This window comes from Escherichia sp. WS1265 (assembly GCF_046487585.1).
GTDB classification, from domain to species: domain Bacteria; phylum Pseudomonadota; class Gammaproteobacteria; order Enterobacterales; family Enterobacteriaceae; genus Escherichia; species Escherichia coli.
In genome coordinates, this window is the sequence record NZ_JBJQJE010000005.1 from 126,771 (window position 1) to 145,534 (window position 18,764).

The 18,764-nt window shown below is 46.1% G+C and carries 16 protein-coding genes; 8 read left to right on the top strand and 8 right to left on the bottom strand.

Annotated elements, in window-relative coordinates; translation table 11 throughout:
* Window positions 1-18: 18 nt before the first annotated feature.
* Genes lspA through ACJHX3_RS07070 form a run of 4 tightly spaced genes read right to left on the bottom strand, consistent with a single transcriptional unit; the run spans window position 19 to window position 4,539 of the window.
* Window positions 19-513 (bottom strand): signal peptidase II, encoded by a 495-nt coding sequence (gene lspA / locus ACJHX3_RS07055; RefSeq protein WP_000083369.1) that lies wholly within the window; start codon window positions 511-513, stop codon window positions 19-21.
* A complete protein-coding gene (gene ileS, locus ACJHX3_RS07060) occupies window positions 513-3,329 on the bottom strand; it encodes an isoleucine--tRNA ligase (RefSeq protein WP_001600978.1) in 2,817 nt (938 codons plus the stop codon). Before ileS ends, lspA begins: the two co-directional genes overlap by 1 nt.
* Before the next feature lie 42 nt (window positions 3,330-3,371).
* Entirely contained in the window at window positions 3,372-4,313 is a 942-nt protein-coding gene (gene ribF, locus ACJHX3_RS07065) for a bifunctional riboflavin kinase/FAD synthetase (RefSeq protein WP_094321720.1), read from the bottom strand.
* Window positions 4,314-4,320: 7 nt separating this feature from the next.
* Window positions 4,321-4,539, bottom strand: coding sequence for a DUF2575 family protein (locus ACJHX3_RS07070; protein ID WP_001300728.1), 219 nt, complete (start codon window positions 4,537-4,539; stop codon window positions 4,321-4,323).
* Between the two features lie 102 nt (window positions 4,540-4,641).
* Between ACJHX3_RS07070 and rpsT the strand changes: the two genes are divergently transcribed.
* The 6 genes from rpsT (at window position 4,642) to ACJHX3_RS07100 (ending at window position 11,814) form a co-directional block, all read left to right on the top strand.
* Window positions 4,642-4,905 (top strand): 30S ribosomal protein S20, encoded by a 264-nt coding sequence (gene rpsT / locus ACJHX3_RS07075; protein WP_001274021.1) that lies wholly within the window; start codon window positions 4,642-4,644, stop codon window positions 4,903-4,905.
* A gap of 484 nt (window positions 4,906-5,389) precedes the next feature.
* On the top strand, window positions 5,390-6,811 hold the full coding sequence (gene espX1 / locus ACJHX3_RS07080; RefSeq protein WP_094308583.1) for a type III secretion system effector EspX1: 1,422 nt from the start codon (window positions 5,390-5,392) through the stop codon (window positions 6,809-6,811).
* Between the two features lie 301 nt (window positions 6,812-7,112).
* Window positions 7,113-7,646: a fimbrial protein gene (locus ACJHX3_RS07085; protein ID WP_000759929.1), complete on the top strand. Its 534-nt coding sequence runs from the start codon at window positions 7,113-7,115 to the stop codon at window positions 7,644-7,646.
* 49 nt (window positions 7,647-7,695) lie between these two features.
* Window positions 7,696-8,379 carry a fimbria/pilus periplasmic chaperone gene (locus tag ACJHX3_RS07090; protein ID WP_001306194.1) on the top strand — a complete coding sequence of 228 codons (684 nt, stop codon included), beginning with the start codon at window positions 7,696-7,698 and terminating at the stop codon, window positions 8,377-8,379.
* A gap of 12 nt (window positions 8,380-8,391) precedes the next feature.
* Window positions 8,392-10,842 (top strand): fimbrial biogenesis outer membrane usher protein, encoded by a 2,451-nt coding sequence (locus ACJHX3_RS07095; protein ID WP_000946598.1) that lies wholly within the window; start codon window positions 8,392-8,394, stop codon window positions 10,840-10,842.
* Between the two features lie 12 nt (window positions 10,843-10,854).
* Window positions 10,855-11,814, top strand: a complete 960-nt coding sequence (locus ACJHX3_RS07100) for a hypothetical protein (RefSeq protein ID WP_000871677.1) — start codon at window positions 10,855-10,857, stop codon at window positions 11,812-11,814.
* Window positions 11,815-11,851: 37 nt separating this feature from the next.
* Here the strand turns inward: ACJHX3_RS07100 and nhaR are convergent, their stop codons facing one another.
* Both nhaR and nhaA read right to left on the bottom strand, forming a co-directional pair.
* Window positions 11,852-12,751 (bottom strand): transcriptional activator NhaR, encoded by a 900-nt coding sequence (gene nhaR / locus ACJHX3_RS07105; RefSeq protein ID WP_001300855.1) that lies wholly within the window; start codon window positions 12,749-12,751, stop codon window positions 11,852-11,854.
* A gap of 65 nt (window positions 12,752-12,816) precedes the next feature.
* Entirely contained in the window at window positions 12,817-13,983 is a 1,167-nt protein-coding gene (nhaA, locus tag ACJHX3_RS07110; RefSeq protein WP_000681352.1) for a Na+/H+ antiporter NhaA, read from the bottom strand.
* A gap of 585 nt (window positions 13,984-14,568) precedes the next feature.
* On the opposite strand from nhaA, the gene mokC reads away from it, so the two are divergent.
* Window positions 14,569-14,721: a type I toxin-antitoxin system toxin MokC gene (mokC, locus tag ACJHX3_RS07115; RefSeq protein WP_000809168.1), complete on the top strand. Its 153-nt coding sequence runs from the start codon at window positions 14,569-14,571 to the stop codon at window positions 14,719-14,721.
* Between the two features lie 103 nt (window positions 14,722-14,824).
* Here mokC and dnaJ read toward each other — a convergent pair whose 3' ends face one another.
* On the bottom strand, window positions 14,825-15,955 hold the full coding sequence (dnaJ, locus tag ACJHX3_RS07120) for a molecular chaperone DnaJ (protein WP_001118464.1): 1,131 nt from the start codon (window positions 15,953-15,955) through the stop codon (window positions 14,825-14,827).
* A gap of 88 nt (window positions 15,956-16,043) precedes the next feature.
* Window positions 16,044-17,960 (bottom strand): molecular chaperone DnaK, encoded by a 1,917-nt coding sequence (gene dnaK, locus ACJHX3_RS07125; protein WP_000516135.1) that lies wholly within the window; start codon window positions 17,958-17,960, stop codon window positions 16,044-16,046.
* A gap of 376 nt (window positions 17,961-18,336) precedes the next feature.
* On the opposite strand from dnaK, the gene ACJHX3_RS07130 reads away from it, so the two are divergent.
* Complete coding sequence (locus ACJHX3_RS07130; RefSeq protein WP_000843568.1) at window positions 18,337-18,741, top strand: DUF2541 family protein; 405 nt, start codon at window positions 18,337-18,339, stop codon at window positions 18,739-18,741.
* Window positions 18,742-18,764: the final 23 nt, after the last annotated feature.

The following is an 18,764-nucleotide window of genomic DNA, read 5'->3' on the forward strand; positions in this document are numbered from 1 at the left end:
CGCATCCGGCAGGGTTTATTATTGTTTTTTCGCTTTAGAAGGTAAAAAACCTTCCAGCACAATCAGTGCCGCACCGACACAGATGGCAGTATCAGCAAGGTTGAAGGTGGCGAAGTGCCAGTCGCCGACGTAGAAGTCGATCATATCGACAACGAAGCCGTGCCACAGGCGGTCGAACAGGTTGCCCAGCGCGCCGCCAATAATCAGCGCGTAAGCGATATTGTTTAGCTTCTGCGTGGCCTTCGAGCGATACATCATCACTGCCAGGATCACGCTAATACCAATCGCAATACCGGCAAAGAACCAACGCTGCCAGCCGCCGCTATCGGCAAGGAAACTAAACGCCGCGCCATAGTTACGCGCATAATGCAGATTAAGCGACGGGAACAGCGGGACCGTATCCCCCAGAGCAAAGTTCTGGAGGATCAGGTATTTGCTGCCCAGATCGATAATCAGCACGACTACCACCAGCCACAGCCAGCGTAGCCCTGTTGAACAGATCGATTGACTCATCAGGCAAACTTACGTTTTTCACCGTCACCGGCGACGTTGCTGACACAGCGGCCGCAGATTTCTGCGTGTTCCGCCACCTTGCCGACATCCTGGGTGTAGTGCCAGCAGCGTGGGCACTTCTCACCTTCGGCTTTACTCAACGCGACTTTCAGGCCTTTGAGTACTTCGCTCTGCTGAGCATCAGCAGGTGCGTCGTTATAGTCTGCAACGGTAGCGCCGGAGGTCAACAGGACAAATCGTAATTCATCGCCCAGCGCGGTCAGTTTCGCCGCCAGTTCCGGTTCTGCGAACAAGGTCACTGCCGCTTCCAGCGAGCCACCCACTTTCTTGTCGGCACGCGCTTGCTCAATGACTTTGTTCACTTCGCCACGCACTTTCAACAGCTCGTCCCAGAACGCATCGTTCATCGCTTCACTGTCTGCCAGACCAAACAGGCCTTCGTACCACTCGCCGGTGAAGACGTATTTTTCACGTTCACCCGGCAGGTAGCCCCACACTTCATCAGCGGTGAAGGAGAGGATTGGCGCCATCCAGCGAACCAGCGCTTCTGCGATATGATACAGCGCAGTCTGGCAGCTACGACGCGCCACGCTGTCCGCTTTGGCGGTGTACTGACGGTCTTTGATGATGTCGAGGTAGAAGGAACCCATCTCAACGGAGCAGAAGCGCATCAGACGCTGTACCACTTCGTGGAAATCGTATGCTTCGTATGCCTTGAGGATGTCTTCCTGTGCCGCTTTCGCACAACCTACGGCCCAGCGATCCAGTACCACCATCTCTTCCGGTTTCACCATATCTTTTGCCGGATCAAAACCGTTCAGGTTTGCCAGCAGGAAGCGCGCGGTGTTACGGATACGACGATAGCTGTCGGCAGCGCGTTTCAGGATCTCGTCAGAAACGGCCATTTCACCGGTGTAGTCGGTTGATGCCACCCACAGACGCAGAATATCCGCGCCCAGTTTGTTCATCACATCCTGCGGCGAAACGGTGTTGCCGATGGATTTAGACATCTTGCGACCCTGACCATCCACGGTAAAGCCGTGGGTCAGTACCTGACGATACGGCGCTTTGCCCTTCATCGCGGTGGAGATCATCAGAGAGGACATGAACCAGCCACGGTGCTGGTCTGAACCTTCCAGATACATGTCCGCTGCGTGACCGGCAAATTCCGGACGCACGTCAACAACAGAAGAGTGGGTAGATCCGGAGTCAAACCATACGTCGAGAGTATCCGGCACTTTCACGTACTGATCAGCTTCATCGCCGAGGATCTCTTTCGCATCGAGATCCCACCACGCCTGGATGCCGTCAACTTCAACGCGTTTAGCCACTTCTTCCATCAGTTCGAGGGTACGCGGATGCAGCTCTTCCGTGTCTTTATGCACGAACAGTGACATCGGTACGCCCCAGGTGCGCTGACGGGAGATACACCAGTCAGGACGGTTAGCAACCATCGACTCGATACGCGCCTGGCCCCAGTCCGGGATCCACTGCACGCCTTTGATCTCTTTCAGTGACTGCGCACGCAGACCTTTCTGATCCATGCTGACGAACCACTGCGGCGTCGCGCGGAAGATAATCGGCGTTTTGTGACGCCAGCAGCACGGATAGCTGTGCTGCATTTTCTCAACGTGCAACAGCGCGCCTTTTTCCTGCAGCAGCGCAACAACGATGTCGTTCGCTTTGAAGACGTTCACGCCATCCAGCGTCGGGTAAGTGCCCGGCAGATAAGTGCCGTCCGGGCCAACCGGGTTAGCGGTTTCCAGGCCGTATTTCTGACCGATCACATAGTCGTCCGGGCCGTGGCCAGGCGCGGTGTGAACGGCACCGGTACCGGCATCCAGGGTAACGTGATCGCCGAGGATTGCCGGAACGTCGAAGCCCATAAACGGATGGGTAAAGCGCAGCAGCTCAAGCTCCGCACCTTTTACCGTGCCGAGAATGGTGTAATCGGTCACGCCGATACGCTGCATTACGCTTTCAACCAGATCTTTCGCCAGAATCACGGCCTGACCGTCGATCTGCACCAGCGCATAGTCGAAATCAGGTGCAATAGAGATTGCGCGGTTCGCAGGCAGAGTCCACGGCGTAGTGGTCCAGATCACCAGCGAGATTGGGCCGTTAACGTTGCTTACGCCAAATTTTGCTTTCAGCGCATCCTGATCGACCGCCTGGAAAGCAACGTCGATGGACGGAGAAGTTTTGTCGTAATACTCAACTTCCGCTTCCGCCAGCGCAGAACGGCAGTCAACGCACCAGTGTACCGGCTTCGCGCCTTTGTGCAGGTGACCGTTGCCGATGATTTTGCCCAGCGCGCGGATGATATTGGCTTCAGTTTTGAAGTCCATGGTCAGGTACGGGTGCGACCAGTCGCCCAGCACGCCCAGACGGATAAAGTCTTTGCGTTGACCGTCAACCTGGGTCGCCGCGTATTCACGGCACTTGGCGCGGAACTCGGCGGCGGTGAATTTCTCACCCGGCTTACCGTATTCTTGCTCTACTTTCAGCTCGATCGGCAGACCGTGGCAGTCCCAGCCAGGCACATACGGCGAGTCATAACCGGAAAGCCCTTTGGACTTCACGATAATGTCTTTCAGAATCTTGTTAACCGAGTGACCAATATGAATGCTGCCATTCGCATAAGGAGGGCCATCATGCAGAATGAAGGTTTTTTTGCCTTTTTTAGCCGCACGGATGATGCCGTACAGATCATCATCAGTCCAACGCGCCAGCATTCCCGGTTCGCGCTTGGCGAGATCGCCACGCATCGGGAACCCTGTTTCCGGCAAATTCAGGGTTGATTTATAGTCACTCATCAGATTCTCGGTTCCGTGTTTCGGTTTGATTACATAACAGGCTTAAGCCGGTTTTGTTAGCCCAAAAAATTCGCGGGCGGTTAATTCATCACGCGCAATCTGCGCTTTCAGTTCGTCCAGCGACGCAAATCGCTGCTCATTGCGTATTTTTTTACGCAGCACTACTTGTATATGGCGACCGTAAAGGTCCATTGCAACATCTAACAAATGCACTTCCAGCTGCTGGCGAATACCGGCAACCGTTGGGCGTGTTCCGATGTTTGCCACGCCGGGTAACGGCTTTTCACCGAGGCCCAGCACTTCTACCGCATAAACCCCTTTCACCGGGGAAACCTGACGGCGCAGCGGTACATTCGCCGTCGGGAAACCTATAGTGCGCCCTAATTCATCACCGTGGACTACACGCCCGGAGATGGCAAACGGGTGCCCCAGTAAACTTTCTGCCAGAGCCAGATTGTCATCCGCCAGCGCCTGACGCACGGCGGTGCTGCTGATACGCACGCCACCTTCGCAAAAAGTTTGCGTACTGGTGATATCGAAGCCGTATTCCATGCCAGCTTTCTGTAATAACAAGAAATCGCCTTCACGACCAGCGCCAAAGCGGAAATCATCACCTACGGCAAGAAATTTTACGCGCAAATGCTTCACCAGAAGATCGCTGATGAAATTTTGCGCGGTTAACGCCGCGAAACGCCTGTCGAAACATACACACAGCACGTAATCAACGCCACACTCTGCAAGGTAACGTAGTTTTTCCCGCAGCCGGGTCAGTCGTGCCGGGGCTTTATCGGTAGCAAACAGTTCCAGTGGTTGAGGTTCAAAAAGCATCACCATCACCGGTAAGTTGCGCTTGCGCCCTTCTTCCTGCAAGCCCTGTAACAGCGCGCGATGACCGCGATGCACGCCGTCGAAATTACCAATAGTCAGCACACACCCTTCTTGCGGGGCCTGGCTGAGATTATGTATGCCGCGTATCAGCTTCATGTCTGGCTCAAAACAGTGAAAATCGTCCGAGTATACCTTGTACAGCGGTCAAGGTTAACCGGCGATTGAGTACCGAAATCAGAAAGAAGTGGCTTTTCATTGCCATGGCGCAAATCACGGGAAGAAACTGACCACCTGCTGCAATTTTTATCGCGGAAAAGCTGTATTCACACCCCGCAAGCTGGTAGAATCCTGCGCCATCACTACGTAACGAGTGCCGGCACATTAACGGCGCTTATTTGCACAAATCCATTGACAAAAGAAGGCTAAAAGGGCATATTCCTCGGCCTTTGAATTGTCCATATAGAACACATTTGGGAGTTGGACCTTGGCTAATATCAAATCAGCTAAGAAGCGCGCCATTCAGTCTGAAAAGGCTCGTAAGCACAACGCAAGCCGTCGCTCTATGATGCGTACTTTCATCAAGAAAGTATACGCAGCTATCGAAGCTGGCGACAAAGCTGCTGCACAGAAAGCATTTAACGAAATGCAACCGATCGTGGACCGTCAGGCTGCTAAAGGTCTGATCCACAAAAACAAAGCTGCACGTCATAAGGCTAACCTGACTGCACAGATCAACAAACTGGCTTAATCGCCAATTTGCTGAAGCTTTGTGAAAAAGCCCGCGCAAGCGGGTTTTTTTATGCCTGCTGCTTTTGTGATGCGTGAGAAAACACACTGCCGGTTGCCAGATAGTCAAAAGATGCTGGTTCTTGCAGACATGCCGTTACACTCTCTGAACTCTTCGTGGCTTAAAAATCGTAGAATCATCTGCTGATACATTCTGAATAAGAATATCTACTCAATCTTCAGACTCCCCCTACACAGAATGTGGAGATTGTGATACACATTGAGGTATTAAACTTAAGACCACTCTATTTTTGAATTAAATTCCTATACACTTTAACGATTCATAAATATCTCCTTATTAGACCTTGTAAATTATTAACAGCAATCAACACAGGTTAACTACCTATTTATATTGTACTTCTTAAAATTAATGAGCGATTTTTGATAGTCCTCACATTCACTCATAAATTAAATTAAAAAAAATTCATCAACTTCAAGGACTGATAATGACAGATGGTATCTCAACCTCGCCACGTTGTCTTTATAAATCAAATATAGTAGATGATGTAATAATAAATAAAACAAGACAAAATGAGTTAATAAAAGTATTTTGCGAGTATAAAACCGAGTTCTTAATTTTGTTTGATGACTTTTTCAGAAGCCAGGATTTGCCTAAACCATCTCCAGTCCTTCATCATTTTTTTCAATATACTCATCTAAGAGATGCGCATTTTTATAGATGTAAACTCATAGAACATACAGTTCAATTTTCTTTTTTTAAACACAAAGATATCACATTACTTAGATTGGATGTTTTTGATGACAGAACAAGCGAATGTCTTTCTGAAGAGATTAAGATATATCAAGAATGCCATGAAAAATTCATTAAGTTTTTAAAGGTAAACTTCAGCCAGGAAATATACCCACAGCTATATATTCCTGAGATATTTTATGAGGCCTGCAAACATCTCCAGTCATTTTTTTATCATCAGGAGACGTCACAAAATGCAAAATACAGTGAAACAGACAAGAAAAAAAGTCACCTTAACCAGGAAATCAAAAAGCTAATCAAAAAAAATATTTTTCCTGAGCTATACAATGATCAATGTAATAAAATTCCCTCCTCATCGATAGATGATAACCAGGGAATAATGTGGCAGAATTTTAAAACTAGCAATATTGCATATTTACAACTATGTGAAAAATCAGCTTTATTTAAAAGCATATCCAGTCGATTAATAGAAAAATCAGCTTACTGCTCAACTGAAAACACGATGACCAATAAATTCGAAGTTGTCTTTTCTTACTGCGGAGATAATGTAAAGGAATTTATACTTTTATTACCCTATAATAAATCACTGGAGATGTATGAACTTAACGAGCAAAAGATCCAGTATTTGATTACCCATAATATTAATATAAATAAACTATTGCTATCAAATATAACAATAGAAAAGAGCAATCTTTCATATGGGTATTATTTTGGTTGTGTATCATCCAATATATCATGTTTTGAAAGCGACTTATCAAACACCATCTTTTCAAATGGAGAAATAAATAACCTCTTCATTAAAAAAAGCAACATATTTGGAACATCGTTCACTAATACCAGGATAAAAAATTTGCGCTGTGAAGATATTATGCCTGGTCGATGGACCACTCAACTTGTCAATAAGCACTTAGGTTACAGATATACAGGAGTATTCAAAACCCTGGCAAGTATTGATGACAAACCGTCCCGTTTCGAAATTTTGATACCATTGATACAAACTTTAGTTCGCGACAATGTAAAGCTAAATAATGATGTGTATAAAGAACTTAATAAGTTTATGCACGATTACGACAAAACATCCCCAGAAATGAGAAAATACCTTCAGAGCATCAACGAGTGTATGCTCCTTATGAAAAACATAGTTCACCAAGATTAAAATACTCAAAGAAAGAAGTAATTTCAGAATGAAATTGTCTGTGATGATTATTAATACACTGCAGAGAAATAAAAAACAATCTGAAGCATGCTCTGAAACATCCTACTCTGTCACTCTAATGATGGCACCTTGCTCTTCTTATAAAGAAGGGAACAATTAAGAATATTAAATTTTCAAAGTTTCATCAACTTCACATCAAGAAATTAAAAAATTTAAACATTAATCTAAATAATAACAACCTGATCACATAATCGGGTTTGAAAACGAGTGACCTTCCATACCAGTTAATTAAGGATGATTTATGAAAAAGTATATTATTCCCTTCGTTGCGACAACGTTGATGTTTAGCGCAACAACCTTCGCCAAGGATGTCGATCAAGGAACGCTAACCATTAGAGGAGAAGTTGTTGATACAACGTGTTACTTTGTTAATGGTGATTCGACAACAGATATCGTTGTCGAAGATGTTGTAACCAGTGCAATGAATCAACTTATCAATAATGAAATCTATACTTTAAAAACCGGTTCAACCTCTCATGACTTAGAAATTCAGTGTGACGGCAATACAGCCCCAAGTATCGAAGTGCTAGCATCAGAGTTTGATGCTAATAACTTTACGCTGAATAAAGGAACTGCTGAGAACATTGGCTTTGCCATTTTCCTCGATGATGGAACTTTGACCAGAATGAGACCGGGGTTAAAAACACCGCTGAAAGATAATGGCTCTGGTCAATATTTTCTTAATTTAAGTGCACAATATGCCCGCACAAGTGGCAATCCTGTTACAAAAGGCTCCGTAGAGTCAACCGTAACGATTAAAATCAGTGCAGATTAACGTTTTTTGCCGGTAGCTCTGCTACCGGTATTATTTACGGAGTGATTACGTGAGAATAATAACAGCATTACTGATGTCATTTTTTATTTTACCTGTTCATGCCGGTGTGGTCATCTATGGTACGCGCATTATTTATCCGGAAAAAAACAGAGAAGTTCTCGTACAGTTAATGAATCAAAGTAAAAATGCCTCTTTGATTCAGGCATGGATCGATGATGGGAACACCACTATCGCGCCAGAAAAAATTCAGGTCCCATTTATTCTCACACCGCCAGTAAGTCGTGTAGCAGGTGGTTCTGGCCAACAACTTAAAATAAGAAAAATGCCAAACAATTTGCCTCACAATAAAGAAAGTTTATTTTATCTAAATGTTCTGGATATCCCTCCAAACAACCCACAAAATGCAGGAAAAAACAAAATTAAACTTGCATTGCAAAACCGTATAAAGTTACTTTGGCGTCCAAGCGGAATCGCTCCGGTAGATAAAAAAAGCCTTTCTCAATTAAATATCAAAAAGAAAAATAACGCCATCTCAATAAACAACGAAACAGCCAACTGGATAACGGTTACAACTATCAAAGCACAAAACGTGAAAGTTAATAATGAAAGTATCTTACTGCCTCCATTTTCGAATAACGACATTACATTAAAAAATAACCACGCATCAGAATATGAACTAACGGTAGTTGATGATTACGGGAATAACATCCATAGTAAAATCGCCGCGAGATAACAGGAAAAAGTCATGTTAAGGACGACACGATGGGTCGCTGCTATTATTTTTTTGTATTCTTTTCCGGGTTATGCTGAAGAAACTTTTGATACGCACTTCATGATTGGCGGCATGAGAGGAGAAAAAGTTTCCGAATATCGTTTCGATAATAAACAACCGCTTCCAGGAAACTACGAACTTGATTTTTATGTAAATCACCAGTGGCGTGGGAAAAAAGATATCACGATCCCAGAGTCACCAGCCAAACCATGTCTGCCTAAGGTGCTGCTAACCACACTGGGGGTAAAGACCGATAACCTGAATACAGAAGATAATTGTATTTTACTGGATGAAGCGGTTCATGGTGGACAATATCAGTGGGATATCAGTGAACACCGACTAAATTTAACAGTACCACAGGCGTATATCAATGAACTTGAAAGAGGCTACGTTCCCCCAGAAAGTTGGGATCGCGGCATTGATGCTTTTTATACCTCCTATAATTTAAGTCAGTATCGCTCTTATGACAGCAATAATAACAGTAATACAGCCAGTTATGGCCGGTTTAACAGCGGATTAAATTTATTTAGTTGGCAGTTACACTCTGATGCCAGTTATAGCAAACCTGATGATATGAAAGGCAAATGGCAAAGTAATACTCTTTACCTGGAACGTGGCTGGTCGCAAATATTAAGCACAGTTCAGATAGGAGAAAATCACACATCCTCACTCATATTCGACTCTCTGCGATTTAGCGGAATACGCTTATTTCGCGATATGCAAATGCTACCTGATTCTATGCAAAGCTTTACACCTTTAGTACAAGGTGTTGCGCAAAGTAACGCCTTGATAACGGTTTCGCAAAATGGCTATACCATTTACCAAAAAGAGGTTCCCCCAGGACCATTTACTATCGCAGATTTGCAACTTTCGGGCAGCGGCTCTGATCTCGATGTCAGCATTAAGGAAGCAGATGGTAGTGTTCGTTCCTTTTTGGTGCCCTACTCTTCCGTGCCCAATATGCTGCAACCTGGTGTTTCAAATTTCGATTTTATCGCCGGACGCAGTCAGATATATGGTGTCAAGAATCAGGAGGACTTTCTCGAGGCAAATTATATATATGGCCTCAACAATCTTTTGACACTTTATGGCGGTATGATTTTATCCGATAACTATAATGCTATAACTCTGGGAAATGGTTGGAATACACCGCTGGGAGCAATCTCTTTTGATGCTACCCGATCGAGTAGTAAGTTAAATAATGATACCAGACACGAAGGTACGAGCTATCAGGTCGCCTATAATAAATATCTATTGCAAACGGCTACTCACTTTAGCGTGGCCGCCTGGCGTTATGCTTCGCAGGATTACAGGACATTCAGCGACCATCTTTACGAAAATGATAAAATAAATCATCAGAGTGACTATAACGATTTTTATGATATTGGCAGAAAAAATAGCCTTTCTGCCAATATCATGCAACCTTTATCCAATAATCTGGGAAATGTATCATTAAGTGCGCTTTGGCGGAATTACTGGGGGCGAAGTGGAAATGCTAAAGATTACCAATTCAGTTATTCAAATAGCTGGCAACGCATTAGTTATACTTTCTCTGCCAGCCAATCCTATGATGAAAACGATAAAGAAGAGGAGCGTTTTAATCTGTTTATCTCCATTCCTTTCTACTGGGGGGATGATATTGCCAAAACACGTCACCAAATTAACTTATCGAATTCGACCTCATTTTCCAAAGATGGCTATTCCTCCAACAATACTGGAATTACTGGCATAGCCGGTGAACATGATCAGTTAAATTATGGTATATATGTTAATCAGCAACAACAAAATAATGATACCTCGCTTGGTACGAATTTAAGCTGGAGAACTCCCATCGCCATAATAGATGGCAGCTATAGTCATTCTAAAAACACCTGGCAAAGTGGTGGAAGTATTAGTAGTGGATTAGTTGTCTGGCCCGGTGGTATTAATATCACTAATCAACTATCCGATACATTTGCAATTCTGGATGCACCTGGGTTAGAAGGTGCACATATTAATGGACAAAAATACAACCGAACAAACAGCAAAGGCCAGGTTGTTTACGACCTGATTATACCTCATCGTGAAAACCATCTGGTACTTGATATAGCAAACAGTGAAAGTGAAACAGAATTGCAGGGCAATCGTCAAATTATTGCGCCTTACCGTGGAGCAGTTTCTTATGTGCAGTTTACAACTAACCAACGTAAGCCCTGGTATATACAGGCACTGCGTCCCGATGGTTCGCCATTAACCTTTGGCTATGACGTACTGGATCTCCAGGAAAACAATATTGGAGTCGTTGGCCAGGGTAGTCGCCTTTTTATTCGCGTAGATGAAATCCCCACTGGCATAAAAGTTGCTCTCAATGATGAACAGAACTTATTCTGTACTATTACTTTTCAACACGTTATCGATGAAAACAAAACATATATATGCCAGTAAAAGGAGTTTACTATGAAGTGGCTTTTATTAATCACCTTGAGTCTATATTCTTTTATTGTGCAAAGTGCTCCCTGTGCAGTGACCAATGTCGGTGAACAACGTGGAACATATATACTCAAGCCACTGAGTATGAAAGGAAATCTAACTGCCGAGAAAATTGAAAACACCGGGAATATCATTGAGTGTGCAGACTTGCAAGAGACGACCAACGCCATTAAAGTTCATTTCTTAACACAGAACGCTTTAAGGTTTAAAGTCGGAAGTCGTCATTATATTATTAATTTCCCATTTGAATCTGACGGTAAAAAAATAGAGCTTCCAGGGAAGGCATCTTATAATTTAGAAGAAATGCTATCTGCGATAAATTTCACCATTCCATATTCTATCGCATCTGTATCAGATAGTTCTAACACCGCAGACATTTTTCCAGGAACTCCTTTTCCTTTGTTGTTCGAAATTGAAGTGAGTTCATGTACAGGGAATAATACTAATTGTAATAGCGTCCGCTTTAATTTTAATTTAAATACTATTTTACAGGTAAATTTAATGACCTGTGGTTTTGAAGATCAATCCATCGACACTGGACGATTTGTACTGTCTCGTATCAATAATGAAAATTATCAGTTTCATCATATAAGATTTGACTGTATCCAGGGTGAGCAAGGTGAATTAGTTTTTGAACCTAGTGATGTTGAATATTACTTTGAGCCAGTGACAATACAGGATTCAGGAACCAGCATATTAAAAAATGATTTAGAAAACAGTGAGGACGGTGCGGGTCAAATAGGCTTTCAACTCTCCAATGATGGTACGAATGAAATGCAGTATGGTAAAAGCAATTACTACTCTTTTCAGCATCCCCATGAAGGAAGTAATCAGATTCCTCTATTTATTCGCCCGCGTACATATGGAAATAATGTCTCAAGCGGGCAAATAATGAGCCGAGTCAAAATCGTGGTAATGTACAACTAATCTATCTCCCCCACCTTAACTTTGGGGGAGCTGCCGATTAACGTGCCGCTGGGCTAAAAAGCGCAGAATAATCCGTATTGCAGATTCGCTGTACCGCCGGGTGCTGAATCATCCGCTCAGCAAAAATAGCATGGTACTCTTCCATCACATTTTCGACGCGACCAATTTCTACGACAGTTTTATCGGCATAAAAGTCATATGCATAAAGCGTTGGGGCAACGAAGATTGCATTGTGCATCGCACCAAAAGCTTTCATCAACGCGGCATCATCAAACTCGCCGAGGATTTCTACGTTTAATCCCTGGGAGTTAAACCAGTTAAGCAATTTGCGCCCTAACATTGAACGTCGCCCAGGAATCAAAAGCCGCCGTTCTTCCAGACAAGCCGGGAACGGTTTTTCCGGTGGTGGATTTGTACACCAGAAACTCACGCCACATTCGCCAATTCTCACGGAGAACAGACCTTCCTGCTGCGTAGAATCTATCGGACAGTCGGAAATGATCATATCCAGTTTATGCTGACTTAATTGCTCCAGCAGCATTTCGTGGGTGGATTCGAAGCAGCGAAGATGAATCGGCTCGCCTTCTACCACTGCGGCGTTAAGTACGCTACTGACCAGGCGTTTAGAAAGTGCATCAGCCACGCCAACGTCAAACAATAAATTGGATTCTTTGCGATAGTTCACAATATCCAGCATTTCCTGGCTTAAGGTGAACATTTTATCGGCATAGCGATAGACCAGCTCTCCCAGCTCGCTGGGTTCGAGACCACGTCCCTTGCGTTTAAATAATTTGCCTTGCAGGCGCTCTTCCAGCGCCCGAATCTGTCCGGTAATGGTTTGTGGTGTTAAATAAAGCGCCTCCGCTGCGCCAACCACGGAACCTTCTTTATAGACATGCCAGAAGTAATACAAGTGGTTGTAATTGATATGAGACATGCTCATTTCTCTCCCTGATAACAATGAAAAGGGAGCCGTTTATGGCTCCCCGGTAAACCGTCCTGTCAAACTGATGGACGCAAACGAACGCGTAACCAGCTGTATCCAATTACCGCCGAAGAGATAGAACCGACCAGGATACCGAGTTTCGCCCAGTTAATCAGTTCTGGATCTACGCTACCAAAGGCCAGGCTGGCAATAAAGATAGACATAGTAAAACCGATACCGCACAGGATCCCCACCGCCATAATTTGCTGATAAGTCGTTCCCTCAGGCAGATGCGCCAGTTTCAAACGCAGCGCCAACCAGCAGAACAGACTAATCCCCAGCGGTTTGCCAATCAGCAAGCCAGCGATGATCCCCAATGGTAGAATGGAGGTCAAGCCATCCAGCGTGACGCCTTGCAGTGAAACGCCAGCATTAGCAAATGCAAACAGCGGTAAAATCAGATACGCCACCCACGGGTGCAACACATGCTCCAGTCGCTTCGCTGGAGAACGCCCATGCTTCTCTTTCAAAGGAATAAAGAAGCCGACAATTACCCCCGCCAGGGTTGCGTGAACCCCCGATTTCAACACCGCAGTCCACAACACCACGCCAACCAGAATATAGACGCCCGTGCGGCGTACACCACACAGATTCAATACCGCGAGTACCGCAATTGCTACAGCCGCGACGCCAAGAGAGGCCATCGATAAGTCATTAGTGTAGAACAATGCGATGATAATGATGGCCCCAAGATCGTCGATAATAGCCAGAGCCATCAAAAAGATCTTCAGCGCTAACGGAACACGACTTCCCAATAGCGCCAGCACACCAAGTGCAAAAGCAATGTCAGTAGCCGCCGGGATCGCCCACCCTTCGCGGGTAATCGGATCGGCATGGTTAAAGGCCAGATAGAGTAATGCAGGCACAATCATCCCACCAATAGCGGCGATAACTGGAAATGCAGCCTGGCGTAAGCTGGCTAGCGATCCTTGCATCAGTTCACGTTTAACTTCCAGACCGACTAACAGGAAAAATACCGCCATCAGCGCGTCATTTATCCATAACAGCATGTTTTTGTTGATTTCGAGTGAACCAACCCGGAGCTGAACCGGCGTCTCCAGAAAGTCGTGATACCATCCACTGGTTGCGCCGCTGTTGGCCATAATCATCGCCAGGATAGCGGCAATGATAAGAATAATGCCTCCCGAGGCATCACTGCTAAAGAATCGATGCAGATGTTTCACTTTTTATTTCTCTTTCAGGTGAATAGATCGTTTTTACTATCTTACCCCGCACGAATCATCGTTAAAATCAGATTATAGTGTAGGAATAATTCGTTTTTTACGAACCATTGAAGGATTTGTGCCATCAGCGATGAGATGAGTTTTTGACGGCTGTAAGCGCTGACGTGTGACCCTAAGCCCTGATAATCATAGCTTAAGGTCAGGATTTCTGAGGGATTAATTAGGAAAAGTAATAATTAATTTGTTGTCAGTCGGCGATGTTTGTTAGGCCAATATTTCAAAAATAATCCAGTTTGTCGTCAATAATTGCGATGAAGAGATAAATTAAAGTTAAATAATTAAATCATTAAAAAATTACGCCATAAAAATGCGAGGCGTCTTCAGGATTAGAATCGATAAAACAGAATGGGTTAAAGAGAGCGATATAATAGCGGCGGGTGCTTGAGGCTGTCTGTCTCAGGCATTAGCTGAACGGCAGATAGAGAAAAGCCCCGAGTGATATTTTACCATCAACCCGAGGCCCCCTATATGCTGAACACATGTAGAGTGCCTCTTACTGACCGTAAGGTCAAGGAGAAGAGAGCAATGAAGCAGCATAAGGCGATGATTGTCGCCCTGATCGTCATCTGTATCACCGCCGTAGTGGCGGCGCTGGTAACGAGAAAAGACCTCTGTGAGGTTCACATCCGAACTGGCCAGACGGAGGTTGCTGTTTTCACGGCTTACGAATCCGAGTAAGAGCAACGGCGGGGAGTGATCCCCGCCACTTTACAGGTGCTCGCATATCTTCAACGCACCCTATTTTTACCCAGGCCTGCCCACGGGCAGGCTTTTGGGGAGGTTAGCGGGTCAGGTCGTCAAAAAACTTCTTCACACCATCAAAGAAGCTCTTTGAGCGCGGGCTGTTGTGCTCGCCGGTTGGGCCACCGAAGCTTTCTTGCAGCTCTTGCAGCAGCTGTTTCTGCTTCTCGTTCAGGCCTACCGGTGTTTCGACGACAACGCGGCACAGCAAATCACCCTGTGCGCCACCGCGGACAGACTTGACGCCTTTACCGCGCATACGGAACAGCTTACCGGTCTGGGTTTCGCCAGGCACTTTCAGTTTGACGCGACCATCAAGGGTCGGTACTTCGATTTCGCCACCCAGCGCCGCCATAGCGAAGTTGATCGGGACTTCGCAATAGAGGTTGTTGCCTTCACGCTCGAAAATCGGGTGCTGTTTAACCTGAACCTGAACGTACAGATCGCCTGCCGGTGCGCCATGCTCGCCCGCTTCACCTTCGCCCGCAAGACGGATGCGGTCTCCAGTGTCCACCCCTGCCGGGATTTTAACGGACAGCGTTTTGCTGCGCTCAACACGACCATGACCATGACATTTGTTGCACGGATCTTTGATCAGCGTACCCCGGCCCTGACAGTGTGGACAGGTCTGCTGCACGGCAAAGAAACCCTGGCGCATCTGTACCTGACCAGAACCATGACAGGTCGGACAGGTCTGCGGCTGTGTACCAGGTTTTGCACCGCTACCGTGGCAAACGTCACACTCTTCCAGAGTCGGAATGCGGATCTCTTTGGTCACGCCACGTACAGCTTCTTCGAGGGTGAGCTCCATGTTATAGCGTAAATCAGCACCGCGCGCCGCACGTTGACGACCACGTCCGCCGCCAAAAATATCGCCGAAAACGTCACCAAAAATATCGCTGAAGTCTGCGCCGCCGCCGAAACCGCCGCCGCCCATGCCACCTTGCTCAAACGCAGCATGACCATACTGATCGTATGCCGCACGTTTTTGCGAGTCGGTCAGAACTTCATAAGCTTCCTTGATCTCTTTAAATTTCGCCTCGGCCTCTTTGTCACCCTGGTTACGGTCCGGGTGGTATTTCATGGCCAGGCGTTTGTAGGCCTTTTTGATTTCACGCTCTTCCGCTGTTTTGGAAACGCCTAAAATCTCGTAATAATCTTGCTTAGCCATCTTTTTTAAATTGCCCCTAGATGAATGCACGGGCGGAGAGGAAATTCCCCTTCGCCCGTGTCAGTATAATTACCCGTTTATAGGGCGATTATTTTTTGTCTTTGACTTCTTCAAATTCAGCGTCGACAACATCGTCATCTTTCGCGTTGTTTGCAGAAGCATCAGCACCGGCAGTCTGCTGCTGGGCATGTTGCTGCTGGGCGATTTCCATCAGTTTCTGGGAAACCTGTGCCAGTTCCTGCATTTTCGCTTCGATAGCGGCTTTGTCTTCACCTTTCAGAGCAGTTTCCAGTGCAGTCAGCGCAGACTCGATAGCAGTTTTGTCGTCAGCCGGCAGTTTGTCGCCTGCTTCTTCAACCTGCTTACGGGTGCTGTGCAGCAGATGGTCACCCTGGTTGCGAGTCTGTACCAGCTCTTCAAACTTACGGTCAGCTTCGGCGTTAGCTTCTGCGTCGCGTACCATTTTCTGGATTTCATCTTCGTTCAGACCAGAAGAAGCCTTGATGGTGATCTTCTGCTCTTTACCGCTGTTTTTATCTTTCGCGGAAACGTGCAGGATACCGTCAGCATCGATATCGAAGGTAACTTCGATCTGCGGCATGCCGCGCGGTGCCGGGTTGATACCATCCAGGTTGAACTGACCCAGAGATTTGTTATCAGCCGCACGTTTACGTTCACCCTGCAGCACATGGATGGTTACCGCAGACTGGTTGTCTTCAGCGGTAGAGAACACCTGGCTGTGCTTGGTCGGGATAGTGGTGTTTTTCGCGATCAGCGTCGTCATCACACCGCCCATGGTTTCGATACCCAGTGACAGCGGGGTAACGTCCAGCAGCAGTACGTCTTTTACGTCACCAGTCAGAACACCACCCTGAACAGCAGCACCGATTGCTACAGCTTCGTCCGGGTTAACGTCTTTACGCGGCTCTTTACCAAAGAACTCAGCAACTTTCTTCTGAACCATTGGCATACGAGTCTGACCACCAACGAGGATAACGTCGTCGATATCAGATACGGACAGGCCAGCGTCCTGCAGTGCAACTTTCAGCGGCTCAATGGAACGGTTTACCAGATCTTCAACCAGGCTTTCCAGTTTCGCACGAGTCACTTTGATGTTCATGTGTTTCGGACCGGTCGCGTCTGCAGTGATGTACGGCAGGTTAACGTCGGTCTGCTGAGCGGAAGACAACTCGATTTTCGCTTTTTCTGCCGCTTCTTTCAGGCGCTGCATTGCCAGCGGATCGTTGCGCAGGTCAATGCCCTGATCTTTCTTGAATTCTTCAACCAGGTAGTTGATCAGACGGCTGTCGAAGTCTTCACCACCCAGGTGGGTATCACCGTTGGTTGCCAGAACTTCGAAGGTTTTTTCGCCGTCAACTTCGTCGATTTCGATAATAGAAATATCGAAAGTACCACCACCCAGGTCATAAACCGCGATAGTACGGTTGCCAGTACCTTTGTCCAGACCGTAAGCCAGCGCAGCTGCGGTCGGTTCGTTGATGATACGTTTTACTTCCAGACCAGCGATACGGCCTGCGTCTTTGGTTGCCTGACGCTGAGCATCGTTAAAGTATGCCGGTACGGTGATAACAGCTTCAGTTACCGGTTCACCCAGGTAATCTTCAGCGGTTTTCTTCATTTTTTTCAGCACTTCAGCAGAAATCTGCGGCGGTGCCATTTTCTGGCCTTTAACTTCGACCCATGCGTCGCCGTTATCAGCAGCAATAATTTTGAACGGCATGATGGAAACATCACGCTGTACTTCTTCGTCCTGGAAGCGGCGGCCAATCAGGCGTTTAATCGCAAACAGGGTGTTTTGCGGGTTCGTCACTGCCTGACGTTTAGCCGGCTGACCAACCAGAGTTTCACCATCCTGGGTATAGGCAATGATAGAAGGCGTGGTGCGATCGCCTTCGGCGTTCTCCAGTACACGAGGAGTGGTGCCATCCATAATCGCTACACAAGAGTTGGTAGTACCCAGGTCGATACCAATTATTTTACCCATCTAAACGTCTCCACTATATATTCGGTCATCATGTGGTTGTGAGTCTGTAATAGGGGCGAAACGTCTGGTTTCAACTGCCCAATTTCATTTTTTTGCAGACTCACTCACTGCGGTTGACTACTAAATGGGGTCGTAACCCACGTCATCAAGGGGGAGATGCAAAAATTTTTTGTGCTTTTGCGCAGAAATTTCGCGATATGGCAGGACAAGACGTAAAATTGACAGCAATTTTATTCAGATAAAGAATGAATCGCAGCCAAGGCATTCATCAAAAAATTGTAATAAAAAGAAAAGATTACGTACCTGAACCTTCTCTTTATCAGCAGTAAACTAGTGGGTATTCATCCCTCTACCTCTTCCCACTAAGAGAATCCTTATGAAATCCGTTTTTACGATTTCCGCCAGCCTGGCGATTAGCCTGATGCTGTGCTGCACGGCGCAGGCAAACGACCATAAACTCCTCGGCGTCATTGCAATGCCGCGTAACGAAACCAACGATCTGGCGCTGAAACTTCCTGTTTGTCGCATTGTGAAACGCATACAACTCTCTGCCGACCATGGCGATTTACAGTTAAGCGGTGCATCGGTTTATTTCAAAGCCGCCCGTAGCGCCAGTCAGAGTCTGAATATTCCTTCAGAAATAAAAGAAGGGCAAACCACTGACTGGATCAACATTAACAGTGATAACGACAATAAACGCTGCGTCTCAAAAATCACCTTTTCCGGTCATACGGTGAACTCATCGGATATGGCCACGCTGAAAATTATCGGCGACGACTAACGCCAGAATATAGAAACCACAAA